The organism is Providencia sp. PROV261 (assembly GCF_028477945.1).
In the GTDB taxonomy this organism is placed as follows: domain Bacteria; phylum Pseudomonadota; class Gammaproteobacteria; order Enterobacterales; family Enterobacteriaceae; genus Providencia; species Providencia stuartii.
On the sequence record NZ_JAMPMC010000024.1, the window covers coordinates 15,059 to 41,769 of the forward strand.

Sequence of the window (26,711 nt, forward strand, 5' to 3'; positions counted from 1 at the left end):
CTAATGGATTTTAGTATTTATTCCGTCGGTGATGCCGCATTTCTAGAGCAAATAATGATTGCTGTAGCGATGGCTACAGGCACCGGTGATTTTGAACGAATGGTAAGTATTGGCCTTTTAATTGGCGCTCTTATCATCTCATTTCAGTCGTTATTCCAGGGAGCTAAATCCTGGGATTTACATCAAGTTTTTGCTTGTTGGCTCGTGTATGCCATTTCCTTTGGAGCCGGCGTTACGGTAACTATTGAGGACGCGTACAACGGACAAGTGCGAGTAGTGGATAACGTACCTGTTGGTCCAGCCGCCGCTGGTTCTATAATCTCAAGCGTTGGATTTGGTCTCACAAAACTCTTTGAGGTTGCATATAGCCCTGTCGCGAGTGTGACTGAATCAAAGTTCATGGATTCTTTAGAGTTATTATCAAAGCTCAGAAATCACGAAATGGAGTCAGCACTATGGACTGTCTGGAATGATTCCCTAGGAGGCGGTGCTGTTGATATGAAGAAAAGCCTGACTAACTACATATCAGAATGCACAGCAATTAAATTTTCATTAGGTGAGTCAAATGAGGATCAAATCAACACAGAGAATTGGCGTACAGCTCTCAGATTTGATTCACAAATATATGGGACCCGATTGTACCTGTCTCCATCTGGCCCGACAGATCCCAGTTGTACAGATGGCTGGATTCAGTTGAGCCAATCCTTTGAAACTGCCTTCAATTCTGGCCTTTCGCAACAAGCTCTTGGCTATTTGTTGTCTACCACTGATGCTTTGAATGCTACATCTGACGCTTTATATCGCCTGCAGGTTACGAATGTGGCCGCAGGTGATTTTATAAAAGCCAATTTTCTGCAACCTATCGTACAGCGTGGCTTTGCTCAGTACTACAGTGATATGAATGATCCGTACGCACAAATCATGCTCACTCAAGCTGAGTCTCAGCGAAATACGCAATATGCAGCCGAACAGTCTTTGTTTGTAAAATCGATTCAACCTCTTATGACCTTGGTAGAGGGGTTTGCCTATGCGATTACGCCCATAGCCGCATTTGTGATGGTGCTAGGTTCTAAAGGTTTGCTATTGGTCGGTAAGTATCTTCAAATGCTTATATGGGTACAACTTTGGTTGCCAATTATGTCGGTAATCAATCTATTCATTTACATAATGGGGCAGCAGGCGCTCGCAAAATATACCACAGGGAACTTATCCTCATTTGAAGGCGTTGCATATGCTGGGGCCGAAATTGAGCGTTGGATAGGGATAGGTGGAATGATGGCCGCAGCAACGCCAGTCCTATCGTTGATGTTAGTAACTGGCTCAGTATATGCCTTCAATAGTATTGCTCAACGAGTGGGGGCGAGTGATACAGTCAATGAAAAACTAATGTCTCCAGACTTAGTGGACCGTGGTTCTGTTTTGAGTCAACAACCACAATTTAATCAATCCCGGATTGCTGGAACAATGACCTCTGGAGGTGAGTCGTTAGTTGATAGTATTAACTTAGGGAGTACCGTAAGTAATGCACTTAGCAGTAGTTCTGCTGCTACTGCACAGGCTCAGAAAGGTTTCGCTAGCCAATTAAGTAATAGTGTGTTTTCTGGACATGGTTCAGAACAGACTTATTCACAACTACAATCATTAGGACAAACGTTGAGAGCGTCTGATTCAACTCAGGCTAAAAGTATTTTGTCCGCGGCGCAGAACTACGTTACTGATCGTGGGATAAATGCTTCTCACACGGATGCTGTGGCAGGAGCTATTGCTATGCGTGCTAGCGCTGGAGTGGATGCCGGAAAACTTGCTGCTGCTTTTACAGGACCGGTTGGTGCCGCTGTAAATGCCGCTAATCCGGTATCTATGAACGGTAGTTTAGATGTATCTGCGCAATCGCAGAGTCAGGATAGTAGACAGCAGCTTAGTTCTGATATTGACTCTTTATCTCGCGGACTCGGTTTTACAAAAGATGACAGTTCAGCATTAACGAGTGATTTGGCGCGGCAAGTGTCTACTGATAAAGGTCAACGTTTTACCCAGAGCTTAGGTGAAGAGCAGAGAAAGCAGCTCATGCAATCCAGTTCTGATCTTTTGTCTTCGCAACAAACCTACCAAGAGTTATCTCAGGCTCAGCAAACTATCGGGACTACTAGCAACAATAATATTATCGCGTTAGCTGACAAAGTTCTGAACAACTGGTCAGCCGGTAAGTCATTGTCAGATGGTGTTAGACAGTCATCGCCAGAGACAAGAGATTTTGCGCAAAGAAAAGCCCAGCATTACCAAGATTTAGGTATTGATTCCCAGAGGGCAATAGTTGGAGGGCAGTTGTTTGCTATGCTCAATTCCAACTCTCCATCTGAACAAGCAATTGCAGCCGGTGCAATAGCAAAGGCCACTGGTGGTAACAGTGGTATTGACTTTAATCAACCTGGTCATAGTGCAATGTTGGTAAAGGATGCTCCGCGCTATGTCTCGCCGGTTGAAAATTCGAGCGCACTTTCGGCACCGGAAAGAATGAGCAATGAACAAAAGCTTTTAGCTGAATCAGGCAGTATTGGATCTGAAAATTCTGTTCGTGACGCTCATGAAAAGGGTATCCAACAACTTGAGCAGAGTTATGGGACAAGCAGAAATGAATATCTTAATGACCGCTTGCCTGCGTTAAGAGCACAGATCATGGCATCCGATTTGGCCCCGTCAACATCCAGTGCTTTGTTTGCAGGTGCTGAGGGCGCAGGTCGTTTTGTACAGCAAGTTGTGGGTGGCGCAGGAGCCGCCAAAGAAGGGTTCGCAGAGAGTTTTGGGCAATCGATGTCTAAGTTAGCCCAGATGACTCCGGAACAACGAGATCAGTTTATTGAGGACACAAAGAAAGGGGACGATTACGTCAAGCAAGAGTATGGTCTTGGAGGCTTCCTGGCTGTAGGTGCTGCAAATCTGGGTAGGGATATCATTGGTGTGGGGATCAGTGGATTTGAAGCCGGTAAAGAATGGTTAACCGGTAATTCAGATCTTTCAGAGGCAGCACAGGGAATGTCTGTTAGAGAAAGAGGGATGTTTTTTGCTTCAGCATTAGCAAGTGCAAGCGAGGCTGGAGCTGGAAAGGCGGCTGAGTTTGTTCAGCAATATGGTGACGAATTCAGGCAGATAGCAATGGATACTGCAAGATATGATTATGGTTTGAATAGTCAGGCAGGAGCAGAATTGTTTGCTGCATCGTTGATGGGCGGCGATTCATCGCGCTCTGGAGAACTAAGAGAAAATCTCAGAGAAGAGGTTGGTGATAACGTATTGGCAGATAAAATGGCTGCGATTATTGAAAGTTCTGCGGGGGCAGGTAAAGACCAAGCGGGCGGATATTTAGCGCCTGTATCAAGGTATTTGTCCGTAGCCAAAGGAGGCCGTTAATGAGCAAACGAGCTAAATATAGACGCGCAATTAAAGAGCTTAAAGTGATGATATTACTGGGGGAAGGGAGATGGCTAAACGAAAAGCCAATCTCCTGTGGAAATAAAAAATTTATCGTCGATGGTTCGGTGTTGAACAATGTAATCAGAGAGCATCCGGAACTTAATAAACACATTTTGATAGGTTTTTTTTCGTCGCCTCAACGGTATCCGTTATTAAGATATAAAGATAGGCAGTTAACGTTAAGTCTATAATTAATAAAAACAAAGGCTCTCAGGAGCCTTTGTTTTTATTCAATCCATAGAAGCTTCCGGATACATCTACGTCACTTACCATTGGAGATCCTGTGGCAGGGTTGTATGTGACGTCTGCAAACAGATCTCGCCCAGATAATGTGTTCGTTTTACTCCCGGAATTACTGATTAGATAGGCTCTTCTACCAATCTTTAAAGATGCCAGCAGAGAAACTCCGACTACAAAAAATATGAGCGACCATAGGCCAAGAAGTTTGTACGAATAGAACAAACTTACGATTAAAAACAAAGAGAATAGCGCCTTTTTCATTTACGCCTCCTGATTAATATGTAACCGATTATAGATTATCGTTCAGAAATGCAAATCTTCATAGCACCATAAAATGATACTGTAAAAAAACACAGTATTTGGCGTTGCATTATCAAAAAGTCATGGTATTTATGATTGATGACAAAGTTAATCAGTGAATAAATCAGGTGTGTTATGGAGAAAGATATGAAGCATTTAGATCGTGAAACTGAAAAGCGATTAAACACAGTCGTTAAGGCAATCGGAACATTGTTTATTCTAAGCTTTCTTGCTCACTTGGTTATCTCGTCGTGGAGAGATGACCAATATGGATTTACCTTACTAGCGTTGATTGCAGGGAGCGCGTTAGTTTCAATCAATCTGGGCCGCAGAAAAAAAGGTAAGGAGGACTACTGATGTATGCCTTAGAGCCGTTAGAACGTGATGTTATTGGTAGCTTTGACAGGTTTGCCGTTCAATTGAGTGAAGAGAAGCCAGACCAAGATATTTATGAGTTCGATTTGACTCTGTGGACACTACTGAAGCTTTTATCAGCCAATGCGCCATCCCAGGTTAGCAATCATTTTTCTCTTCCAGAAGATCTTGTTAATAAATTGGCGTCAACTCCTGACAGTTATCTTTCACAATTAGCGAGTGGAGTTCTTCTGAGCTTTAAACTTGAAACAGATCAAATGGAAGTGATCGATACTCTTGCCGGTAGCTACGATTCTGTCATATGCCTTAAAAATGTTGTGGACGACTTTGACGCAGCGTACTGGCTATTGCTTAATAAGTTAGCTAGTAGAAACTTGGACATGGCGATGCAAATTTTTGGTGTATCTTCTGGTCTTGCTTCCTCAGTCGCCGCCTCCTCAAACAGCCAGTTAAGGTCGTTATCGCATAGGGTCGTTATTAGATTTTCATTGAGATTTGATATTGGCGTACTCGATCAATTCTTATCAGCATCTCTTGCCGATACAACGCCGATTTTATTAAAAAAGATTCAGCAATCTTTGGTGTGGAGATAATCATGAGTGAATGTTTTACATCTGGTTCGTTATCTCGCTGGGTAAAAGCAAGGCACATGGCATTGGCGGGTTATATCACAAAGATAATTATCCTAGAGACTGGTTTGACTTATAAGCAAGTTCGCAGGCTGTACGCTGAGCTTGAATATTGCGGATATGATGTGAAGGATAAGAAATCCAGGACATTCCGTGGTGGAGCGACGCTGATCCACAGTCAGACATCTAAAATTCAAGCATCGCTTTTAATGCAGCTCTATTCAAATCTTGGAGGGGAAAAAGTTAAGCGTTCTGTAGATATTAGCGCTCTGAATAAAGCGTTTAGGATGTATCACGCTATCCGTAAAGAAGTACCAGGTATGAAGGGAGGAAAATGGGAGCCCTTCGACATTACAGATGCCTGGTGTCTTGCCTCTGAACTGCGCAATGGAGAAGCAATGATTGAGCATTGCGAGCAATGCCAATGCACTTTTTTTACGTCAATTAATCAGCGAACATGTGTTGAATGCCCATTCTGCCGGGTCTCAAAAGCTGCCTGAATACATCCGCGTATGCCGCAAAAGGGCAAATAGCGATGCTAATTTTTATGAGAGAGCGACATAGCATTATCCAAACTAAAAAGCTGGAGAAATGCTATGTCCACTATGCCGCCCATCATGACGAGGTTTGTTGCCTCGCTCCTATGTTTAACCATCTCAGTTCTTCCGATACATTCTTATGCGGGTAATCAGGAACCTAACATCGGAGCTGTTGGTCGTGATGCCAAACAATTTGGTTTATCTATTGCGAACGGAGTTAAGCAAAACTCTGCTCAGGTTCAAGATGGTAAAATTTCTCTACCAGTCGGTAATGGTCAATCAACATCCATAAACATAAATGAACTGTTTCCTGGAGTTCAACCTGGTCAAAATACCGCAGAGTATTTCCCTGATGCAGCATCTCCAGAGGAGCTAGAACAGATATTTAGTGATGCTGATGCTATGGATCAGTTTGGTAATGAGGCAAAAGCCAATTTATTCCAAGACGCCAACAGCTCCAATCCCTCAATATCAGGTTCTGCATATCAAGTTCTCATGGATGCGGCCAATCGCTCACGCCCTGATTTCAGTAATGACCCGGTATTGAATCTAAGCAAAAAGACCTATGAGGATATGGACCTCATCGCAGGTGGCTTTGGGGATTGTTCTGCCGAAACAACCATTAATCAGAATACTATCAACGCCCACATTCCAGAGTATGAACGGTGTCAGCGTGTTGTAGATCAAAGCGCGGACTGTGAGGTTGTCCATGACTACGATGCCTCTGTGGTGAAGCACTATGATGGCCCATACAACCTCAAGTCCTGTGGTGACGGATGCACGGAGCTCTGGATTGGTAAGGTTGGGGACGATTACTGGGCTGGTAACTGTAAAATCTATGAAGAGTACACAAGAGTCCAGGTTAGTAACCCGGATGCTATCGTTTCCGCAACACTTGAATATGTTAAGTGGGATGATTACATGCAAGTGTGGGTCGGTAAGTCCGGCCAAGAAACTAAAGTGTGGTCTGGCCCAGATGGCAACTTCCCTCCAGAAACAGCCGGTAGATGTGAGCTCTCCACGAGTTGGGAGCGAAACCCTAATGTTGATGTCACTCCCTATTTTAAGAACGTGAAAGATGGTGATGTTGTTACATTCAAGATCCGTGTTTCAGTAACTGGTGAAGGTGAGGGTTTTGGCCGCATAAAACTCCGCTATGACCCATCGAAAGCCATTACCAAGGATGAGTGGGCTCCACAGAGCTGCATGGATTCAGCCAAAGGGGTTGTAGATGGTTTTGCCGAAGGCGAGATAACATGTATAGATGACCCGACTGATGCTACGGGCTGCACAGTCATCAACGGGGTCAAAGTTTGCGAATCCCAACTGAAACCGTCACCTTTCCCTGGCATTCCAAAGCTGTGCAAAAAGGTTCGAGTTAAAGCCGACTATGACTTTTATAAGGGGCAAATGGACTGCTGGACAGATCCTCAAGGTGAAACACACTGCCCTGTAAATACTGGTGGAAATCTCAACAGTTGCCAGATGTATGAGGATAATCCTCAGTGTGGATTTATTAGTTCTGAATGTATTGATGGAGCAGAGGGTTCCTCGGGTAAGTGTTATGTGTTTAAAGATACCTACGACTGCGGAACGGACATATCAATACCTACTTTAGAGAAAGAAACGACGTATCAATGTGGTGGACCCATTAGGTGTATGGGGGATGATTGTCTCGATATAACAAAGTCACAAAGCACTGATTTCGCTCGTGCATCTGCATTGTTGAATGCAGCTCAGTTCATGACTCAGGATATGAGTTGTACTGGTCAAAATTATGATGATAACCCCACTGGTGAAGAAAATGTGATGTGTTCAGCTTTTGCCGGTGAGGCTGGGGAATGCAAGATTGCTGTGGGTGGTGTCTCAGATTGTTGTGAAAAGCCGACGAATATTTCGTTTGCTGATTATCTCAATTTGATTATGGCCGTGCCTAAGCTAGACGGTGCCGTTATGGGACTCTCTGATGGCAGTGCCGTGAAAGGAGCATACCAAGTATTAAGAGACCCCGTAATGTCTGGCTGGACCGAAATAACACAGCCTTTTGCAAGTTATATAGAAAATATTAGTGGAGCGGTTGATAGTTTTCTCCAGCCTGTTCAACAGTTTGCCCAGGAGACTATTGGCGCATTAAAGGAGCAAATTACCAAGCTGACTTCTGAAGCTCTAGGAAATGCTTCTGCGACGGGAGCCGCTGGCGTACCTGCTGGGGCTCCTGAATCAATGACTGAACAAATCCTCGGCCAACAAGGTGCCGCCATGCTAAGCACCGTTATGACTGTTTACACAGTCTATGTAGTGTCGATGGTCATGATCCAAATGATTTGGAAGTGCGAGGAAAAGGAGTTCACCATGAATGCTAAAAGAGCACTAAATAGCTGCACATACGTTGGATCTTACTGCAAGTCCAAAGTACTGGGAGCATGTGTCGAGGAGCGAGAGTCCTATTGCTGTTTCAACTCGCCACTCTCTCGAATCATCCAAGAGCAAGTGCGGCCACAACTTGGCCTTAACTTTGGTGATGCGCGCACACCTCAATGCGGCGGAATTCCATTGGATCGAATAGCGGATATTGATTGGAGTAAGGTTAACCTAGACGAGTGGTTGGGTATACTTCAGCAAAATGGAAAACTTCCTGATCCCGCATCGTTAAACTTGGATGCTTTAACGGGAGCTGGAAGTGATTTTAATATTGATGGTACTCGACAAGACGCCTCAGAACGTATTATGGAGCGGCTGGAAGGGATTAATGTGGACAAAATTAGAAACGACAAAGCGCGTGAAATCTTTCCTGACTTGGATGGCAATGGTGGTTGATGTTTATCAATGAGAAACTTTCACATGTGAAAGTTTTTGTGTCGGAATAAATCGCCTAGGTGCCCAAATAGGGCACTTCCAGAGGCCATGTTTACGGGGGTTCACCCTCAAAATTTCTCCAGTAAATCAATGATGATGCTGGAGAAATTTATGCAGCAAACTTTAAATGAAAAAGATTACAGTCACCTGCAGATGATCTCTGTGTATGAGGTGACTGCCCTACTTAAAATCTCTGTGCCAACGCTTCAACGAATCCGCACAAACGACCCTTCATTTCCCAAACCATATAAAATCAGTGGCGATAAAACACTAAGATACAGGTTAGATCAGTTGGAGGCATGGCTTGATTCCCGCAGGGTAAGTAATGAAGCCATTTAGCCAACTACTTGCTCAGTATCAGGCGGATATCGAAGTAGAAAATAGTGATAAATCACAAGGCTTGAGTCGGGCTGAGTCTGAATTAATAGATGCCTCAGTAAGGATTAAATCAGATCCACCCTCGCCCAATGATTTCACTTTTATGCACTCAATCATGTGCCAAGTCGGTTTGCCTCGTTCAAGAGTAAATGGATCTGAGTTTGAGAGGCGTTGTGGTGCTGCTGGTCTATACATCCGAGCGGGTAAAATTTGGGATGGTAAGCAGTTTCTCCAACAGCCTGTTCCGTATGGTCCCATGCCAAGGCTTGTAATGGCATATCTGAATACTCAAGCGTTGCGTTCAAAATCACCCGAGATTGATGTCGGCAATAGCGCCAGTGCTTTCCTCAAACAACTGGGCAAGGAGTCATCAGGAGGAAAAAATGGGAGCTATACAAACTTCCGTAAACAGCTTTTGGCGTTATCTGCTTGTAGTATTACCCTTGGTTTTAGTACCGCTGATAAAGCGTTCACTTACGATGGTAAGCCCATCCAAAAATTTGAGGCTTGGATTGGTAACAGCGACAATCAAGGTGCTTTATGGCCTGGTGTTATTACATTTTCACACGAGTATTTTACTACGCTAAGCGAACATGCTGTACCGCTTGATTTAAGGGCTCTAAATCAGCTTAATAGCAGTGCTCTTGCGATGGATATTTATGCCATGCTTTCGGATCGTTTACATCGAATTAGCGGTAGGCCTGTCGTATTGTACTGGCGTAATTTGCGCGAGCAGTTTGGTCAAGAATATACCGGAGACGACGCTGACAGGAACTTTAAGAAGGTATTCCTTCCTGCTCTAAAGAGAGTCCTTACTGTTTATCCGGATGCAAAAGTTAAGAAAGTGACTGGCGGAATTCTGATGATGTCCAGCCCCCCACCGATTCCATACCGTAATTGACTTAATAACCGGCCAATGTGCCGGTTTTTTTATGTTATTGTTTTGCAAAGTTGTGGAAAACACTGTTGGTTTTGGATTTTATCCACGCATAATCGCCCCCCCTTTTTACGCATAATTACCCCCCCTGACTACTGACGAGCTGCGCATAATCACCCCCCACTTTCCACGCATAATTTCCCCCCCCCTAAACCTATAGGTATTGCCTTTAAAAAAATCCTATAAAGATACCTATAGTTGAACCATGTTCAGGCGTTAATAACTTTGTTCGCGCCCTAAAAGGGCAGATCCAGAGCCGAGGATTGGTAGCTGTCTCTCATAAACTAGGTCTATCAATAACTGGTGTGTAACGGGTAGGCTGATGACTGTAGACGTGAATGAAACCTTGAATGCCTTGAGAAGCGAAATTGCAGAAATGAAGCAATTACTGGCTCAGGTCGTTGAAAATACGGTGAGTGACGGCAGCAAATCAAACTTACCACCATCTGATAAAGAGTATCTTACCGTCGATGAGGCGGCGGCATACGTTGGAGCAAAACGCTCATACATCTACCGCCTGACGCATGAAAAGCGCTTATCGTTTACTAAGCCGGGTGGTAATCGGGTGCTAATTAAGCGCTCAGACCTTCAAGCATGGTTGGAAAAGAACAGAGTGAAGTCTGCTCATGAACTTCACCAAGACGTTACAAATTACATCACGAGTTTTCCTCGCGGCCGTAGGGCATCTTAAAGTGTTTTATTCAATACGGACTTTCCGCAGTGAGGACAGCAAGTTCCAGATTCTTGTACTTTATCTTCAAAAATATCTGGAAAGCCTCTCATTGCTGTTACCCGGCGACTTTCAAGGATATCAGCATAAATTTCCGTTGTTCTCAATTCTGAGTGTCCAAGAAGGCGAGAGAGAGAATAGATATCAACCCCACGGTTAAGCTGGGCCACAGCAAATGTATGTCTGCCTACGTGGAAAGTAACATGTTTTTGAACGCCTGCTAGCATTGCCCAGTGTAGCAAAGCAACGTTGGTGTAACTGCTATATTTTAACCCTTTAAATACTCGCTCCGCTTTATCTTGGCGCTCTCCCATAAGCTTGACGGCTGAGTCTGGTAGATCCAGGTAGACTAAGCTGTTTCCGGCATTCAGTAATTTAGCTTGTTTGAAAATAATTCTGTAGTGTCCATCCTGAAACTCTTCTATTTCTTTCCAAGTAAGCTTCTGAATATCGCTCCATCTCAAGCCAGTTGTGCAACTAAAAAGAAATGCTCGTTTAAGTACGTCATAGCGACATTCCGCTTTTGTCATAGCTCGAACTTCATCCAGAGTGAGGTAGGTTCGCTGGGTATTTTCTGCTTTGACACTTTTTACTCGCTGGACTGGGTTATCCCTGATGATGCCTTCCCGGAACGCTTCATTTAGTGCGGCTCTGACTTTGTTGAAGTAACTAGAGGCTGTGTTTTTCGCAAGTTTTGATTGCGATTTCGTTAGTGGTTCCTCTAAAAGGTATTTCCTAAACCCTTCTAGGAATTTTTTATCAATTTCTTCAAAAGTGAGCTCTGCTCTTCCGTGATAGCTCCGAAGATGTTTACCTGCTGAGATCCAAATAGAATAGTTTGAAGAGCTTCCAGACTCTTTACTGGCAGTTAACTTGTCGTAGTAATCGTAAAAGCTCGAAGCAAGTTTTACTCTGTCTTCCAGTTGGAACTTATTACTGTGAGATTCAACGAGCCTTGCTGACCGCGCAGCCTCAGCCTGACGCAACATTTCTTTATTGTGCTGACGCTCTGCTTGTGTCTTTGGGTTCTCGTAGAGATAGAGTTCTAAAGGTTCGTAGTCGCGCTTTGCTCGTTTTTTGCCATCCTCACCTTCAACAACTCCGTAATAGTACACTAGCCTAAGTTGCTGGAGCCCCTTCGAGTTAGGGTTACGCTTGTTTACTGATACCTTCATAATTGCTCCGCTTTGCTCCCGTTACTCCAAAATTTTAACTCGGGAGCAAATGTGGATCAATAATTAGCAAAACGGAGCAAAATCGTGAGAAGGGAAGTAAAACCTAACCATAAGAGAACTTTCTAAAATTGCCATAAATAACAATGGGTTGTTTTGATATGTTTTGAAAGGTTTTACTTCGTTTTTAATTTGATTTAGGAGATTTACTTCCCGATACAGAAACTGGAGAAAATACGGCCTAACAGGTCATCTGATGTAAATTCACCGGTGATCTCGCTCAGCTCTTGCTGTGCAAGGCGCAACTCCTCTGCAAGTAGCTCACCGGAGCGAGCAACGACCAATTGCTCATGACCTTGCGCTAAGTGCATTGCCGCTGCATCAAGGGCTTGTAGATGACGGCGACGAGCCAAAAAACCACCTTCGGTATTACTATTAAAACCCATCGTCTCTTTTAGGTGATCGCGCAACAAATCAATCCCTTTCTCTTCACGTGCAGATAGGCGAATTAATGGGTAACGAACATTTTCAACAAACTCAATTTTTTCACCTGTTTTATCCGCTTTATTGCGGATCACAGTAACAGGCAATGTTTCTGGCAGGCGTGCCATAAATTCAGGCCAAATCTCTTGAGGCTCTGTCGCATCCGTGGTGGTGCTATCAAGCATAAACAAAACTCGGTCTGCCTGTTCAATCTCTTTCCATGCTCGCTCAATACCAATACGTTCAACTTCATCACTCGCTTCACGTAAGCCCGCTGTATCAATCACGTGCAATGGCATACCATCAATATGAATATGCTCACGCAAAACATCACGTGTGGTTCCTGCAATATCAGTCACAATCGCTGCTTCACGACCTGCTAACGCATTCAATAAACTCGATTTCCCTGCATTAGGACGACCCGCAATCACCACTTTCATCCCCTCACGCAACAAGCTGCCTTGGCGAGCTTCTGAGCGCACTCGCTCTAAATCCGCTATCACGTCATCCAATTTGGCTTCAATTTTACCGTCAGAAAGAAAATCAATTTCTTCATCAGGGAAATCGATGGCAGCTTCGACATAAATACGCAATGTCGTCAATGCTTCGACCATTTGATGGATTTGTGCTGAAAATGCCCCTTGTAACGAGTTCATTGCCGAACGGGCGGCTTGCTCTGAACTTGCATCAATCAGATCTGCAATCGCCTCAGCTTGTGCTAAATCTAATTTGTCATTCAAAAATGCACGTTCAGAGAACTCACCTGGGTTAGCAATACGCACCCCATCAATCGTCAAAATACGTCTAAGTAATAAATCAAGAATGACAGGACCACCATGGCCTTGCAGTTCTAGAACATCTTCCCCTGTAAATGAGTTAGGGCCGGGGAAAAAAATGGCAATACCTTGGTCCAGTACGGTGTCATCGACGTCACGAAAAGGTAGGTAATCCGCATAACGCGGTTTTGGTAGCTTACCCAACACAGTTTGAGCAACTACAGCCGCTTTTGGGCCTGATACACGTAAAATACCGACCCCACCACGACCGGGAGGTGTTGCCTGTGCAACAATCGTATCGTTGGTTTGCATGATGTCTCTCTGTCATTCCTATAAAAAATTAAGGCGGTCATGAATGGCCGCCTTAATACTATATCCTGAAATAAGCTTCTTGCTTACCCAAGACCTCTATTATTTCTTCTCTTTTTTATCGCGGCTATGTAGACCACGTTTTTCCAGACCGCGGTAGATGATCTGCTGCTGGATAATGGTCACCAAGTTACTCACGATGTAGTACAGTACCAGACCAGAAGGGAACCACAGGAAGAAGATAGTAAAGACGACCGGCATATAGGTCATAATCTTCTGCTGCATAGGATCGGTCACGGCTGTTGGCGACATCTTCTGAATAACAAACATAGTCACACCCATCAACACTGGCAGGATGTAGTATGGGTCTTGTGCTGACAAGTCCTGAATCCAACCAAAGAATGGTGCATGACGTAGTTCAACAGAACCCATCAACATGTAATAAAGAGCAAGGAAGATTGGCATCTGGATAAGCAGCGGTAAACAACCACCTAGTGGGTTGACTTTCTCTGCTTTGTACAACGCCATCATTTCTTGGCTCATACGCTGTTTGTCATCACCAATACGCTCACGCATTGCCGCCAGTTTTGGTTGCAATAAACGCATTTTCGCCATTGAGGTGTACTGTGCTTTAGTCAGCGGGTACATAATACCACGGACAATAAAGGTAATGATGATGATAGCAATACCCCAGTTACCGACAAAACCGTGAATAAATTTCAACAGCTTGAACAGTGGCTGAGAGATAAACCATAACCAACCATAATCAACCGTTAAGTCTAAATGAGGTGCCACTTCAGCCATTTCTGACTGGATTTCAGGGCCTACCCATAGCGTCGATGAATAAGTACCAGCACCATTAGCAGCAATCGTTAATGGTTGGCTCTTATAACCGATAATCGCCTCTTTTTGACCAAGGTCGATGGTGTAGAACGTGCTATTTTCATTACTTGCAGGAACCCACGCGGTTGCAAAGTATTGTTGCAACATTGCCACCCAACCACCTTTAGTGGTGACATTGAGTTTTTTATCTTCGATATCACTAAAGCTATATTTTTTATAGTTAGATTCATCTGAAGAATAGGCTGCACCACGGTATGTATGTAATGCGAAGTTGCTGCTACCTGTATCACGTTCTTTTGGTAGTTGGATAGTTTGTTTTAACTGACCAAAGAAGGCAAGGTTCAAAGCTTGCGCTGTTGGGTTCTGAATATTGTATTCAACATCAACATTGTAGTGGCCGCGTTTCAACACATAGGTTTTTTGATAAACCACACCGTTTTTGTCGGTGAATGTCATCGGAACACGTAGCTCATCTTGGCCATCCGCAAGAATGAAACTTGATGATTCCACACTATAAACAGGGCGTTGACCATTGCTATTATCTGGGTTATCTGGACCATGTTGGCCAATCAGACCACTTTGTGCCTGATAGATAAAATCGGGTGTAGTTTCCAGTAAACGGAAGGGACTTTCCGAATGAAGGGTTGCAGGATAGGCTAACAAGTCAGCCTCATCGATATCACCACCACGAGTATTGATGCGTAAATCTAACACATCCGTTTTCACTGTGATTAGCTTACCTTGCCCACTGCTTGTAACAGCTTGGGAATCACTGCTTGGCATATCTGTTTGTTGTGTCGTTTGGACAGTTTTTAGATCCTGAGCAGCTTTATCGCTTTCCCAGGCCTGCCATACTAAGAACGAAACAAATAGCAAAGCGATGAGTAGAAGATTGCGTTGCGAATCCATCGTTATAATTCTCTATTATCATCGTTTTTTTTAGGCGGAACAGGATCGTCTCCACCAGCGTGTAAAGGGTGGCATTTTAATACGCGTTTCGCCGTTAACCAACTACCTTTTAACATTCCAAACCTGCGCAATGCCTCAATTCCATAATTTGAACAAGTTGGATTGAAACGGCAACGAGGCCCTAACAGTGGGCTAATTGCCAATTGGTATCCCCTAATCAACCCAATCAGGAGTTTTGAGCCAAGCGACAGTGTCGACGCCATAATTTACCCAATGTTTCCGTTATTTGTTGATTATCGAGATTAGCAACCCCTTTTCTTACCAATACCACAAAATCCATGGGAGGCAACTCATGTTGATGCAAACGAAAATATTCACGGGCTAATCGCTTAATACGATTTCGCTCATGAGCTCGTTTAACATTTTTTTTGGCGATGGTGAGACCGATGCGGGGATGCCCCAGCTCGTTTAGGCGACCAAGGATTGTTATCTCTGGGGAACTCGCCCTCTGCGGCTGCTTAAAGACATTATCGAAGTGCCTGGGAGTTAACAAACGTAACTCCCGGGTAAAAGCGAGCGTAACCACTTGAATAGAGGGCTAGCTTTATTACTTAGATGAAACGGTCAGACGAGCGCGGCCTTTAGCACGACGGCGAGCCAGAACCTGACGACCATTTTTAGTGGCCATACGAGCACGGAAACCGTGTGAACGGTTGCGTTTCAGTACGGACGGTTGAAAAGTGCGTTTCATAACGATTTCTACCTAACTTTAAAATTTATTACTGATTCAGTAAACGCGTTGGCAACCAGTGGAAACTGATTTACACCTGTGCCTCTATCGCAACAATATAGAAAGAGGCAGGATTGTAATAAAACATAGGGGGTCACGTCAATGAAATGACGCAATCAAACCACTTTATTTATAGCCTGGCTGACAGGTTTGCTGACATATGCTGCAACAGCGAATGAAGCGCCATTTTCATAACTTACCTCGAAATGGTCTATCGTGAAAATCACTTCAATGCAGTACACAGGGTGGAAGATTATACGGACTCCGCCTCAAAGCGCAAGGATCATCGGCCGATCTAAAAATATTTTTTGATCCTTAGAGAAAATTTTCCATAAATCGTCTAAAGTTATCCCCAGCTTTGTGGAAAAATAGCAAATGATCGAGATCAAACAAGAGGGTTCTCCTCTAATCGCGATGTCTTACCACAATTACCTGTGGATAAAAAGCATAAAAACTGTGTAAAAGAATGAAGATCTCTTGCCAATTTTACGGTATGATCTCTGGTCACGTTTCTGATCTGAGGATCGGAAAAATACGATGAGTAAAAATGAATCACTTTGACTTCTCTGGCGCTTGCATAAAAAAGCGACCAGTAAAAAATTCTTTGTTTAATCCGTACTTCTTTTGTTTCATTGATCTTGTTTAGGGGAGTCCACCGTGTCACTTTCGCTTTGGCAGCAATGTCTTGCCCGATTGCAGGATGAACTACCTGCCACAGAATTCAGTATGTGGATACGCCCTCTTCAAGCTGAATTAAACGATAATACACTGGCACTTTATGCCCCGAATCGTTTTGTCCTTGATTGGGTTAGAGATAAGTACATCAATAACATCAACGAGTTATTGAATGACTTTTGTGGTACTGATGCGCCAGCTCTGCGTTTTGAGGTGGGGAGCAAACCCATCACCGTTTCTCCTACCAATACTCAGGCTCGCCATACCCATGAAGCGCCAGCTATCGCCGTTCCGTCGGCGCCAGTGAAGCCAAGCTGGGATAACTCAACCAAAGCGCAACCTGATGTTGCCTATCGCTCCAATGTTAACCCCAAACACACCTTTGATAACTTTGTTGAAGGTAAATCAAACCAACTCGCTCGTGCTGCTGCGAGGCAAGTTGCCGAAAATCCAGGGGGAGCATACAACCCATTATTCCTTTATGGGGGAACGGGCTTAGGTAAAACACACTTATTACATGCTGTAGGCAACAGCATCATGCAGCACAAAGCCAATGCGCGTGTCGTATATATGCATTCTGAACGTTTTGTGCAAGATATGGTCAAAGCTTTACAAAACAATGCGATTGAAGAGTTTAAACGCTATTACCGCTCTGTTGATGCACTGCTGATTGATGATATCCAATTTTTTGCGAATAAAGAGCGTTCTCAAGAAGAGTTTTTCCATACCTTCAATGCGCTGTTGGAAGGCAACCAACAAATTATTTTGACTTCCGATCGCTACCCTAAAGAGATCAATGGGGTTGAAGATCGTTTAAAATCGCGTTTTGGTTGGGGTTTAACGGTCGCCATTGAACCACCTGAATTAGAAACCCGTGTAGCGATTTTGATGAAGAAAGCCGATGAAAATGAGATCCAGCTTCCGGGCGAGGTGGCTTTTTTTATCGCTAAACGCCTACGCTCCAATGTGCGTGAACTGGAAGGTGCGTTAAACCGTGTTATTGCCAATGCAAACTTTACTGGTCGCGCTATCACCATTGACTTTGTGCGTGAAGCGCTGCGAGATTTGCTAGCACTACAAGAAAAACTGGTAACTATCGATAACATTCAGAAAACTGTGGCTGAATATTACAAAATAAAAGTTGCGGATTTACTTTCTAAACGTCGTTCTCGCTCTGTCGCCCGTCCGCGCCAGATGGCGATGGCGTTGGCGAAAGAACTGACCAATCATAGTTTGCCTGAAATCGGGGATGCCTTTGGTGGCCGTGATCATACAACGGTATTGCATGCTTGCCGTAAAATTGAACAATTGCGGGAAGAAAGCCATGACATCAAAGAGGATTTTTCTAACTTAATCAGAACATTATCATCTTAATTGCTATGAAATTTACTATTGAACGCGAGCAGTTATTAAAACCGTTGCAACAGGTTAGTGGTCCATTAGGTGGGCGTCCAACGCTACCTATTTTAGGTAATCTTCTTTTACAAGTTAAAGAAGGCGCTTTGCTATTAACCGGAACCGACTTAGAAATGGAGATGATGGCCCATGTTCCTTTAACGCAGGAGCATGACGTTGGAGCAACCACCGTTCCAGCACGCAAGTTTTTTGATATCTGGCGTGGGCTTCCTGAAGGTTCTGAAATTCGTGTAGAACTCGATGATGACAGGCTGCTTGTTCGCTCAGGGCGTAGCCGTTTTTCACTATCGACATTACCAGCCACAGATTTCCCGAATTTAGATGATTGGCAAAGTGAGGTGGAGTTTTCGCTTCCACAGTCAATCCTCAAACGCTTAATCGAAGCCACTCAGTTTTCAATGGCTCATCAAGATGTCCGTTATTACCTCAACGGCATGCTATTTGAAACCGAAGGCCAGTTATTAAGAACCGTTTCAACCGATGGGCACCGCCTTGCTGTATGTGCGATGGATATCGGGCAAGATTTACCTTCACATTCGGTCATCGTGCCACGCAAAGGGGTCATTGAGTTAATGCGCCTCTTGGATGGCGGTGATACCCCTGTCCAATTGCAGATAGGCAGTAATAATATTCGTGCCCATGTGGGTGATTTTATTTTCACCTCAAAACTGGTTGATGGCAGGTTCCCTGATTATCGTCGTGTTCTGCCGAAAAACCCGGATAAGACATTAGAAGCTCGTTGTGAGCTGCTCAAGCAAGCATTTTCACGCGCGGCCATCTTATCGAATGAAAAATTCCGTGGCGTTCGCTTATATTTCAGTGAAAATCAGTTACGCATTACGGCAAACAACCCAGAGCAAGAAGAAGCGGAAGAGATTGTTGATGTGAATTATCAGGGTACTGAAATGGAAATAGGCTTTAACGTTAGCTATATCCTTGATGTGCTCAATGCCCTGAAGAGTGAAAACGTCACTCTGTTTTTAACCGATGCTGTGTCGAGTGTTCAAATTGAAGACTCCGCAAGTAGCGCGGCTGTTTACGTTGTTATGCCAATGCGTTTGTAATCGTTTTATGATCCTTTCGCGTTTATTGATCCGCGATTTTCGTAACATTGAAGATGCCGATCTCGCTTTAGCTAATGGGTTCAATTTTTTAATTGGCCCCAATGGGAGCGGCAAAACCAGTGTGCTTGAAGCGATATACACCTTGGGACATGGTCGTGCTTTTCGTAGTATCCAAGCGAACCGCGTGATCCGTCACGAACAGGCTCAATTTATCCTACATGGGAAATTAGGCCATCTGGATGCATCGCGCAAAGCATTGTCGTTAGGGTTGAGTAAAAACCGTGAGGGTGACAGTAAAGTCAGAATTGATGGCACAGACGGCCATAAAATTGCAGAACTGGCAAAATTACTGCCAATGCAATTAATTACCCCAGAAGGGTTTACCTTACTAAACGGTGGCCCTAAGTATCGACGTGCATTTATCGACTGGGGCTGTTTTCATAACGAACCGTTGTTTTTTTCCGTTTGGTCAGACTTAAAACGGTTATTAAAGCAACGCAATGCTGCATTACGGCAGGTCAGTCGCTATGAACAAATACGCCATTGGGATCAGCAATTAGCTCCGCTTGCAGAGCAAATCAGCCAATGGCGTAGTGAATATATTGCAGGTATTGCGGAAAATATTGAGCAAACCTGCCAACAATTTTTGCCTGAATTTGTATTATCGGTCTCTTTTCAACGCGGTTGGGATAAAGAAATCGATTATTCAGAGCTATTAGAACGCCAATTTGAGCGTGATAAAATGTTAACCTATACCGCCTCTGGGCCACATAAAGCTGATTTGCGGATCAGGGCGAATGGAACCCCTGTGGAAGATATGCTTTCACGCGGTCAATTGAAACTTTTAATGTGCGCATTAAGGTTAGCGCAGGGTGAGTTTTTCACCCAACAGAGCGGGCAAAGATGCCTGTATCTACTGGATGATTTTGCCTCAGAACTTGATTCGGGACGCCGTCAATTATTGGCTGCTCGGCTTAAGGCTACGCAAGCTCAAGTGTTTGTTAGTGCAATAACACCTGAGCAAGTTAAAGACATGATTGATGTAAATAGCAAGATGTTTAGCGTAGAACATGGCAAAATAGAAGTTAAACCACAGGAATAAATATAGCGGGAAACGTTGATGTCGAATACATATGACTCCTCAAGTATCAAGGTATTAAAAGGGCTGGATGCCGTGCGTAAGCGCCCAGGCATGTATATCGGTGATACCGACGATGGTACAGGTCTTCATCACATGGTCTTCGAGGTTGTCGACAACGCTATCGACGAAGCCCTCGCCGGTTTTTGTGACGACATCGTGATCACAATCCATGCTGATAACTCAGTCTCTGTTCAAGATGATGGTCGTGGTATTCCAACAGGTATCCATGAGGAAGAAGGGGTATCAGCAGCAGAAGTTATCATGACGGTACTGCATGCGGGCGGGAAATTTGACGATAACTCCTATAAAGTCTCCGGCGGTCTACACGGAGTTGGGGTTTCTGTTGTTAACGCCTTATCCGAAAAATTAGAGCTCACTATCCGCCGTGATGGTAAAGTTCATGAACAAACTTATTGCCACGGTGAGCCACAAGGCCCACTAACTGTTGTTGGTGAAACCGATCAAACCGGAACTCGCGTCCGTTTTTGGCCAAGCTTAGACACCTTCAAAGGCGTCACTGAATTTGAATACGACGTTTTAGCTAAGCGTCTGCGCGAACTGTCATTCTTAAACTCTGGTGTCTCAATCAGACTGATTGATAAACGTGATGGCAAAGAAGACCATTTCCACTATGAAGGTGGAATTAAAGCGTTCGTTGAGTATTTAAGCCGCAATAAAACCCCAATTCACCCATCTGTATTCTACTTCTCAACTGAGAAAGATGGTATTGGTGTTGAAATCGCCATGCAGTGGAACGATGGCTTCCAAGAAAACGTTTATTGCTACACCAATAATATTCCACAGCGTGATGGGGGTACTCACCTTGCAGGCTTCCGTGCCTCAATGACACGTACACTCAACAACTACATGGATAAAGAAGGCTATCAGAAAAAAGCTAAAGTCAGTGCAACCGGTGACGATGCCCGTGAAGGCTTGATTGCAGTTATCTCTGTTAAGGTGCCTGATCCTAAGTTTTCATCACAAACAAAAGAAAAACTCGTTTCTTCTGAGGTGAAAACAGCCGTTGAAACCATGATGAATGAACGGTTTGTTGAGTATCTATTAGAGAACCCAACTGACGCAAAAATTGTTGTTGGTAAAATTATTGATGCAGCGCGTGCGCGTGAGGCAGCACGTAAAGCACGTGAAATGACTCGCCGTAAAGGCGCCTTAGATCTGGCGGGTTTGCCGGGCAAACTGGCAGACTGCCAAGAGCGCGACCCAGCACTTTCTGAACTCTACCTTGTGGAAGGGGACTCCGCGGGCGGCTCTGCAAAACAAGGCCGTAACCGCAAGAACCAAGCTATTTTGCCTCTAAAAGGTAAAATTCTTAACGTTGAGAAAGCGCGTTTCGATAAGATGCTCTCCTCACAAGAGGTCGCTACGTTGATCACCGCTTTAGGCTGCGGTATTGGGCGTGATGAATATAACCCAGATAAACTGCGTTATCATAGCATTATTATCATGACGGATGCTGACGTCGATGGTTCGCATATCCGTACGCTGTTATTGACCTTCTTCTATCGCCAAATGCCTGAAATTGTTGAGCGTGGTCATGTTTATATCGCTCAGCCTCCACTGTACAAAGTGAAAAAAGGTAAGCAAGAGCAATACATCAAAGATGATGATGCGATGGATGAGTATCTCATTTCTATTGCACTTGATGGAGCCGCGCTACATCTAAGTGCTGATGCACCGGCGATGAAAGGCGAAGAGCTAGAAAAACTGGTTGTTGAATACAATGCTGCACACAAGATCATTCGTCGTCTTGAGCGTCTCTATCCGCAAGCATTACTGAATAGCTTGGTGTATCACTCTACCTTGACGGAAGAAGCACTGAAAAGCAGTGAACAAGTCGAAGAGTGGACTAAAGGCTTAGTTCAACGCTTAGAAGACAATGAGCAGCTTGGTAGTACTTACAGCTATACCATCAAGGAAAATCGCGAACGTCAGCTATTTGAACCGACCATTCGTATCCGTACTCATGGCGTCGATACTGACTACAATCTCGACTTTGATTTTGTTCACGGTAGCGAATACCGCCGCATCACCCATTTAGGTGACATGATTGCCGACCTAATTGAAGAAGGTGCTTATATCGAACGTGGTGAACGCCGCCAGAATATCAAAAACTTCGAGGAAGCGCTGGCGTGGTTAAGCCGTGAGTCACGTCGTGGCCTATCGGTACAACGTTATAAAGGTCTTGGTGAGATGAACCCTGAGCAACTTTGGGAAACCACTATGAACCCTGATACACGTCGTATGATGCGCGTCACCGTAAAAGATGCTATCGCAACCGACTTGCTGTTCACCACTTTGATGGGTGATGCCGTTGAACCTCGTCGTGCCTTTATCGAAGAGAATGCTCTGAAAGCGGCAAATATTGATATCTAATTTGCGGCGAGAAAAAACCGTTATCAGCTTGAAAACCCTGTGTGAAAACATAGGGTTTTCTTTTATCCATGACTTAACATAACGCTAGTTTACAGTTTTTTACCCCTTGTATATTGATTAAACTCTCTTTTTTTATGTTATAAACGCTTAATACATACCTAATTAACTTAATTAAAAATAATACCCAATTAAATCTTTAAATTAGATATAACCAATCATTATCACTATGCGTTTATTTATCACTTTAATTTACTTTTTGCTGATTTCCGCTATACCCGCACTATTGGGTGGTGATATTAGTTTACTTTCCAAGCTCGCGATCACCGTAACGGGCGCATTAGTTATGTTGCTTTGTGCGGGGATCTACCGCACGCTGGCTGGGAAAATCATCACGGTATTTGTTACCTTTTTATGGGCGCTCAACCTCTCCGTTTCATTTTTCTTTTATCAAAAACACGATATCCGCTTTTCCTCGTCGATTGCCGAAACATTTATCAACACCAATAGCAGTGAAACTGTAGGCATGCTCTCCTACAACAAATACTATGTTCTATTTTATATTATTGTTTTCGCTGTTTATTTTTTGAGTATTCGTCAAGGTGCTAAATACCTCAATCGCAAAGTCACTTGGGCAAGCTTGGGGTTATTTTGTGGTTATCTTGTGTTGATCCCAACCTATTATTCCGCGTTATTCGCGAAACAAGATAGCTATCTACTTTTAGGGGAACAATATCTCTCTCACACCCCTTTTTATAACGCGTCTGCACTGATCAGAAATTTATATGAAAATAGAGGCATTCGGAAGATATCCAGTTATACTGTTCAATATCAATACGATAAAAAAGAAACTGCTGCCGATGTTTATGTCTTGATCATTGGCGAATCGGTACGCCGAGACCACCTAAGCCTTTATGGTTATCAATACGATACAACACCCAATTTAAACCGCCGTAAACCACAAATGCTGCTGTTTAATCAGGCCTATTCGCCTGCACCAGTCACCATACTATCGGTGCCAGTGTCTCTCTCAAACATTAGCTTTTCACAGATGCAGGATAAGCAGCACTATGCTGATAACATTATTGCCTTAGCTAACCATGCGGGCTTTGATACCTATTGGATCAGCAATCAAGGTAAAACCAATAAAAAAACCAGCGTTATCTCCACCATTGCTAGCATGGCAAAACACAAGAAATGGAATGAGTTTGTCGGTTACGATGAAGAGATTTTAGACTATTTCGACCAAGCCATTAGCGATGATCCGCAGAATGGGAAAAAGAAAAAACTGATTGTATTACATACCTATGGTAGTCATGAACCATCCTGTAATCGCTTCCCTGAAGACCAATACCAAGAATTTAGCAAGCAAGAGGATGATAACTGTTATGATAGTTCGATTGCCTATACCGATAAATTTATCGATAAGATCTTGCAAAAATTAGATGGTAAGGCTGCAACCGTCATGTATTTTTCTGATCATGCCTTACAGCGATTAGACAGTGACCGTAACATTCACTACCACCATGGTGTCAATAGCCCACGCAAAGAGGCCTATGAAATTCCCCTGTTTATATGGTACAGCCAGAGTGCGTCCAAACCTGTATTGAACGAAACCGCCCTCAATCAGCCCTATTCTACCGCGAATAATTATTGGCTAATGAGTGATTGGTTAGGAATACAACAGCGCTCCTCTAAAGCCTGTTTATCTCCACTACGCGAGTGCTATCAGCCACAGAAAACGATCACCATGATTGATGGTAATCGGAACTTATTGGAGCTCAATACGCTCCCCTCAGAACAGACATCACCACAATAATCAGGCAATGGCTCGCTCTAAAATCATTGGAGCGAGTGCATCACTCTTGGTTATCCGTAAACCGTTCAGGGAAATCTTTAATAGAAATATCAACGGCATTCTTTGCCAGACTGTCAAGAAAACCAAATAGCTGCTCAGCGTCTTGTTCCGTTAAATCTGCCGCCAAGTAATCATTCCACTTATTTAATTTATCATTCAGCTCCTCAACAATTTGCTCCCCAACCGCCGTTAGCGAGATATGGTAAGCACGCTTGTCAATTAAGCTACTCTTCTTTTCGACCCATCCTTGCTCAAGGAATTTACTGATCCCGCGCGTTGTCACCGACTTATCAATCACCATTGCACGCGAGATTTGCTCAAGCGTCGATTCATCATATTGCTGAATATGAAGTAACATCAAACACTCAATCGCATTGATCCCATAAGGCTCCCCCATCCATTTCATATAGCGATGGGCTGCACGGCTAATTATCCCAAAAACACGCGCTTGGTCTGTCCGCATAAATACCCCATTAGTTGATTTTATCAACTAATTAGTTAATAATCTGTTATCCATTTAGTTGATAATATCAACTAATCTTACTATTCACACGCAGATATTACCCATATTCAATACTTTATGTCACAAAATAATGCTTTGTTGCAGCGTTTAGGTTTTAATTCAGATCGCTTACGCTTTGCCACAATCACTGCTTGCGCCTCAATTATTGCGCTGTTTGTTGCTCAATATTTTCAGCTTGTCCATCCACAATGGGCAGCGATGACTGTGTGGGCATCTGCTCAGCCTTGGCGTGAAAACTTACTCGAAAAGAGTTGGTGGCGTTTTGCCGGTACTGTCAGTGGTGTACTCGCTGGGGTACTACTCATCTACCTGCATTTTATCCACCCGCTACTGTTTATCTTTGGGCTTGCCATATGGCTAGGGGCGTGTAGCGGTATTGGGCAACTCCAAAAAGGATTTGTGGCTTATGGTACGTTACTCGCTGGTTATTCTGCCGTGATGGTAAGCATGCTTAGCGTACATGACTCAAACAATATCTTTTTGGTGGCTTGGGATAGGCTATGGACTATCTTGGTCGGCGTTCTCTCTGCTGTGATTTTTAATTATCTATTCACGCCAAAGCGAGACCAAGCACCTATAACTGTTTTAAAAAACCAGATAAATCAACAGTTTTATACTATTTTACATCGAGCCTTACATAAGAAAGAAGCGATTAAACCAGATGATATTCATCATCTCTGGCAGCAAATCGCAAGCTATGATGAGCAGTTAGAAGCAAACCGTATTGGTTGGCGCTACCATCGAAAACAGGTGACTCAAGCACGGCAACGATTAATTGCCCAAAGCCAAATATTACTGCATTTAACGCAATTTAAATCGATTGCCGCATTCCCCTTTCCAGACCAAGAGCCGTCAGAAAGAGAGTGGAAACACTTATTATCACTTTGCCCAAATGGCCCCTTAAAAAATCTTTTGGTCACGCTCTATTACGCAATTAAAGGCACTTCGATAAAGCGTGAAAGCCGAGTCGATAAGCTCAAATTACATCAAGACAAGATTTCGGCATGGCATGCATTTTCGCGGTCATTTATCACCATTGGTGTGGTTGGGGTGCTTTGGCTATTAACACAATGGCAGACACTGGCTTATCTCACTTTAGGCCTTTCAGTGATGCTAACCATATTTGCTTCATTTGATTACCCCGATAAGTTCATGAAAAATGTTTTCACGGGGCAATTTTTGGGGGCTATTGCCGCTTTAATTTGCAGTTGGTGCCTGTGGCCTTTTGCAAGCTCATCATGGCAAATGACCTTGTTAATTATCCCTGTCATCATTAGCGGCATTATTATTTTTGCTCATAGCCGATTAATATTTATTGCTTTTGATTACATAATGGTTTCACTGATCTTACTGCAACCTAGCTACCCATTTTCAATTTCTTTTACAACCAGTGTGGGGAATGCGATTGCGATTGTCTGTGGACCTCTTGTGGCTATGATTGCCTTTATGTGGATTTATCCAACTAACCCCCAAAAACGTTACCAACATCTGCTTCAACTTTCTGATCAACAATTTAAGCAAGGGGTTGCACAGCTTATTCAAGGCCATAAACCATCAACAACGCGCCTAATGCATCGTTTATTAAATGGGTTAATACTTGCCAAAAAAAGCGAGCAGTCTTTCTCTGCTACACTTGATTTCTTCGAGGTAAGGCAAGGTATCTGGTTGATTTTAGTTATACTGCATAAACAATTTATGCATCAACCCTCAAAAAAACGCGCTCTAAATGCATTAGTTTTTCGCTTACAACACGACAAAATCGATGCAAACAAGCTAGAGCGAATCATTCAGCGATTAAGTAATAACCACGATAATCCAAAGAGGCTAATGCTATTACAGGACTATTTGAACAGACTGGCGGAGCAGAAAAGAAGATAAAAAACTGCACCTCCACGTTGGATGTGAG

Annotated in this window: 22 protein-coding genes; 15 read left to right on the forward strand and 7 right to left on the reverse strand. The window is 43.7% G+C overall.

Features of this window, described 5'->3' with window-relative positions; translation table 11 throughout:
• The first annotated feature begins 3 nt into the window (after window positions 1–3).
• The 9 genes from PR675_RS14015 to PR675_RS14055 all read left to right on the forward strand — a co-directional run bounded on the left by PR675_RS14015 (window position 4) and on the right by PR675_RS14055 (window position 10,416).
• Window positions 4–3,408 carry a conjugal transfer protein TraG N-terminal domain-containing protein gene (locus PR675_RS14015; RefSeq protein WP_272582769.1) on the forward strand — a complete coding sequence of 1,135 codons (3,405 nt, stop codon included), beginning with the start codon at window positions 4–6 and terminating at the stop codon, window positions 3,406–3,408.
• On the forward strand, window positions 3,408–3,662 hold the full coding sequence (locus PR675_RS14020; RefSeq protein WP_272582770.1) for a hypothetical protein: 255 nt from the start codon (window positions 3,408–3,410) through the stop codon (window positions 3,660–3,662). The genes PR675_RS14015 and PR675_RS14020 overlap by 1 nt, the downstream gene beginning before the upstream one ends.
• 496 nt (window positions 3,663–4,158) lie before the next feature.
• The gene (locus tag PR675_RS14025; RefSeq protein WP_000681268.1) at window positions 4,159–4,368 is read left to right on the forward strand and encodes a hypothetical protein; all 210 of its coding nucleotides are present in this window, start codon (window positions 4,159–4,161) and stop codon (window positions 4,366–4,368) included.
• A complete protein-coding gene (locus PR675_RS14030; RefSeq protein WP_272582771.1) occupies window positions 4,368–4,979 on the forward strand; it encodes a hypothetical protein in 612 nt (203 codons plus the stop codon). The genes PR675_RS14025 and PR675_RS14030 overlap by 1 nt, the downstream gene beginning before the upstream one ends.
• Window positions 4,980–4,981: 2 nt before the next feature.
• Window positions 4,982–5,515: a FlhC family transcriptional regulator gene (locus tag PR675_RS14035; protein ID WP_001287663.1), complete on the forward strand. Its 534-nt coding sequence runs from the start codon at window positions 4,982–4,984 to the stop codon at window positions 5,513–5,515.
• 96 nt (window positions 5,516–5,611) lie between these two features.
• Window positions 5,612–8,371, forward strand: a complete 2,760-nt coding sequence (traN, locus tag PR675_RS14040) for a conjugal transfer mating pair stabilization protein TraN (protein WP_000106056.1) — start codon at window positions 5,612–5,614, stop codon at window positions 8,369–8,371.
• A gap of 150 nt (window positions 8,372–8,521) precedes the next feature.
• The gene (locus PR675_RS14045; RefSeq protein ID WP_001187968.1) at window positions 8,522–8,749 is read left to right on the forward strand and encodes a helix-turn-helix transcriptional regulator; all 228 of its coding nucleotides are present in this window, start codon (window positions 8,522–8,524) and stop codon (window positions 8,747–8,749) included.
• Window positions 8,736–9,689, forward strand: a complete 954-nt coding sequence (locus PR675_RS14050; RefSeq protein ID WP_000802150.1) for a replication protein RepA — start codon at window positions 8,736–8,738, stop codon at window positions 9,687–9,689. The genes PR675_RS14045 and PR675_RS14050 overlap by 14 nt, the downstream gene beginning before the upstream one ends.
• A gap of 358 nt (window positions 9,690–10,047) precedes the next feature.
• Window positions 10,048–10,416: a helix-turn-helix domain-containing protein gene (locus PR675_RS14055; protein WP_000215270.1), complete on the forward strand. Its 369-nt coding sequence runs from the start codon at window positions 10,048–10,050 to the stop codon at window positions 10,414–10,416.
• On the opposite strand, the gene PR675_RS14060 is transcribed toward PR675_RS14055, so the two are convergent.
• From PR675_RS14060 to rpmH, 6 genes are all read right to left on the reverse strand, one after another.
• Entirely contained in the window at window positions 10,413–11,630 is a 1,218-nt protein-coding gene (locus tag PR675_RS14060; RefSeq protein ID WP_000868887.1) for a site-specific integrase, read from the reverse strand. The two genes, PR675_RS14055 and PR675_RS14060, sit on opposite strands and share 4 nt — an antisense overlap.
• 203 nt (window positions 11,631–11,833) lie before the next feature.
• Complete coding sequence (gene mnmE / locus PR675_RS14065) at window positions 11,834–13,198, reverse strand: tRNA uridine-5-carboxymethylaminomethyl(34) synthesis GTPase MnmE (protein WP_061064543.1); 1,365 nt, start codon at window positions 13,196–13,198, stop codon at window positions 11,834–11,836.
• A 99-nt stretch (window positions 13,199–13,297) separates the two neighbouring features.
• On the reverse strand, window positions 13,298–14,947 hold the full coding sequence (gene yidC / locus PR675_RS14070) for a membrane protein insertase YidC (RefSeq protein ID WP_004924116.1): 1,650 nt from the start codon (window positions 14,945–14,947) through the stop codon (window positions 13,298–13,300).
• A 2-nt stretch (window positions 14,948–14,949) separates the two neighbouring features.
• Window positions 14,950–15,210: a membrane protein insertion efficiency factor YidD gene (gene yidD, locus PR675_RS14075; protein ID WP_014657163.1), complete on the reverse strand. Its 261-nt coding sequence runs from the start codon at window positions 15,208–15,210 to the stop codon at window positions 14,950–14,952.
• Window positions 15,174–15,533 carry a ribonuclease P protein component gene (gene rnpA / locus PR675_RS14080; RefSeq protein ID WP_004924110.1) on the reverse strand — a complete coding sequence of 120 codons (360 nt, stop codon included), beginning with the start codon at window positions 15,531–15,533 and terminating at the stop codon, window positions 15,174–15,176. Before rnpA ends, yidD begins: the two co-directional genes overlap by 37 nt.
• Window positions 15,534–15,554: 21 nt before the next feature.
• Window positions 15,555–15,698, reverse strand: a complete 144-nt coding sequence (gene rpmH / locus PR675_RS14085) for a 50S ribosomal protein L34 (protein WP_004906236.1) — start codon at window positions 15,696–15,698, stop codon at window positions 15,555–15,557.
• 696 nt (window positions 15,699–16,394) lie between these two features.
• Here rpmH and dnaA point away from each other — a divergent pair.
• The 5 genes from dnaA to PR675_RS14110 all read left to right on the forward strand — a co-directional run bounded on the left by dnaA (window position 16,395) and on the right by PR675_RS14110 (window position 24,243).
• Window positions 16,395–17,786 (forward strand): chromosomal replication initiator protein DnaA, encoded by a 1,392-nt coding sequence (gene dnaA, locus PR675_RS14090; RefSeq protein ID WP_004924106.1) that lies wholly within the window; start codon window positions 16,395–16,397, stop codon window positions 17,784–17,786.
• A gap of 5 nt (window positions 17,787–17,791) precedes the next feature.
• The gene (gene dnaN, locus PR675_RS14095; RefSeq protein WP_040132615.1) at window positions 17,792–18,892 is read left to right on the forward strand and encodes a DNA polymerase III subunit beta; all 1,101 of its coding nucleotides are present in this window, start codon (window positions 17,792–17,794) and stop codon (window positions 18,890–18,892) included.
• A gap of 7 nt (window positions 18,893–18,899) precedes the next feature.
• Entirely contained in the window at window positions 18,900–19,994 is a 1,095-nt protein-coding gene (recF, locus tag PR675_RS14100) for a DNA replication/repair protein RecF (protein WP_004924099.1), read from the forward strand.
• Between the two features lie 18 nt (window positions 19,995–20,012).
• Window positions 20,013–22,427, forward strand: coding sequence for a DNA topoisomerase (ATP-hydrolyzing) subunit B (gene gyrB / locus PR675_RS14105; RefSeq protein ID WP_004924097.1), 2,415 nt, complete (start codon window positions 20,013–20,015; stop codon window positions 22,425–22,427).
• A gap of 226 nt (window positions 22,428–22,653) precedes the next feature.
• Window positions 22,654–24,243, forward strand: a complete 1,590-nt coding sequence (locus PR675_RS14110; RefSeq protein WP_040132616.1) for a phosphoethanolamine transferase — start codon at window positions 22,654–22,656, stop codon at window positions 24,241–24,243.
• 40 nt (window positions 24,244–24,283) lie between these two features.
• Here the strand turns inward: PR675_RS14110 and PR675_RS14115 are convergent, their stop codons facing one another.
• Entirely contained in the window at window positions 24,284–24,745 is a 462-nt protein-coding gene (locus PR675_RS14115) for a MarR family winged helix-turn-helix transcriptional regulator (RefSeq protein WP_004924091.1), read from the reverse strand.
• 117 nt (window positions 24,746–24,862) lie between these two features.
• On the opposite strand from PR675_RS14115, the gene PR675_RS14120 reads away from it, so the two are divergent.
• Window positions 24,863–26,683, forward strand: coding sequence for an FUSC family protein (locus tag PR675_RS14120; protein WP_040132617.1), 1,821 nt, complete (start codon window positions 24,863–24,865; stop codon window positions 26,681–26,683).
• The last annotated feature ends 28 nt before the right edge of the window (window positions 26,684–26,711 follow it).

Coding starts and splice junctions, on each gene's coding strand:
- PR675_RS14015 (WP_272582769.1), top strand. CDS start 4: ATGGATTTTAGTATTTATTCCGTCGGTGATGCCGCATTTCTAGAGCAA.
- PR675_RS14020 (WP_272582770.1), top strand. CDS start 3,408: ATGAGCAAACGAGCTAAATATAGACGCGCAATTAAAGAGCTTAAAGTG.
- PR675_RS14025 (WP_000681268.1), top strand. CDS start 4,159: ATGAAGCATTTAGATCGTGAAACTGAAAAGCGATTAAACACAGTCGTT.
- PR675_RS14030 (WP_272582771.1), top strand. CDS start 4,368: ATGTATGCCTTAGAGCCGTTAGAACGTGATGTTATTGGTAGCTTTGAC.
- PR675_RS14035 (WP_001287663.1), top strand. CDS start 4,982: ATGAGTGAATGTTTTACATCTGGTTCGTTATCTCGCTGGGTAAAAGCA.
- traN (WP_000106056.1), top strand. CDS start 5,612: ATGTCCACTATGCCGCCCATCATGACGAGGTTTGTTGCCTCGCTCCTA.
- PR675_RS14045 (WP_001187968.1), top strand. CDS start 8,522: ATGCAGCAAACTTTAAATGAAAAAGATTACAGTCACCTGCAGATGATC.
- PR675_RS14050 (WP_000802150.1), top strand. CDS start 8,736: ATGAAGCCATTTAGCCAACTACTTGCTCAGTATCAGGCGGATATCGAA.
- PR675_RS14055 (WP_000215270.1), top strand. CDS start 10,048: ATGACTGTAGACGTGAATGAAACCTTGAATGCCTTGAGAAGCGAAATT.
- PR675_RS14060 (WP_000868887.1), bottom strand. CDS start 11,630: ATGAAGGTATCAGTAAACAAGCGTAACCCTAACTCGAAGGGGCTCCAG.
- mnmE (WP_061064543.1), bottom strand. CDS start 13,198: ATGCAAACCAACGATACGATTGTTGCACAGGCAACACCTCCCGGTCGT.
- yidC (WP_004924116.1), bottom strand. CDS start 14,947: ATGGATTCGCAACGCAATCTTCTACTCATCGCTTTGCTATTTGTTTCG.
- yidD (WP_014657163.1), bottom strand. CDS start 15,210: ATGGCGTCGACACTGTCGCTTGGCTCAAAACTCCTGATTGGGTTGATT.
- rpmH (WP_004906236.1), bottom strand. CDS start 15,698: ATGAAACGCACTTTTCAACCGTCCGTACTGAAACGCAACCGTTCACAC.
- dnaN (WP_040132615.1), top strand. CDS start 17,792: ATGAAATTTACTATTGAACGCGAGCAGTTATTAAAACCGTTGCAACAG.
- recF (WP_004924099.1), top strand. CDS start 18,900: ATGATCCTTTCGCGTTTATTGATCCGCGATTTTCGTAACATTGAAGAT.
- gyrB (WP_004924097.1), top strand. CDS start 20,013: ATGTCGAATACATATGACTCCTCAAGTATCAAGGTATTAAAAGGGCTG.
- PR675_RS14110 (WP_040132616.1), top strand. CDS start 22,654: ATGCGTTTATTTATCACTTTAATTTACTTTTTGCTGATTTCCGCTATA.
- PR675_RS14115 (WP_004924091.1), bottom strand. CDS start 24,745: ATGCGGACAGACCAAGCGCGTGTTTTTGGGATAATTAGCCGTGCAGCC.
- PR675_RS14120 (WP_040132617.1), top strand. CDS start 24,863: ATGTCACAAAATAATGCTTTGTTGCAGCGTTTAGGTTTTAATTCAGAT.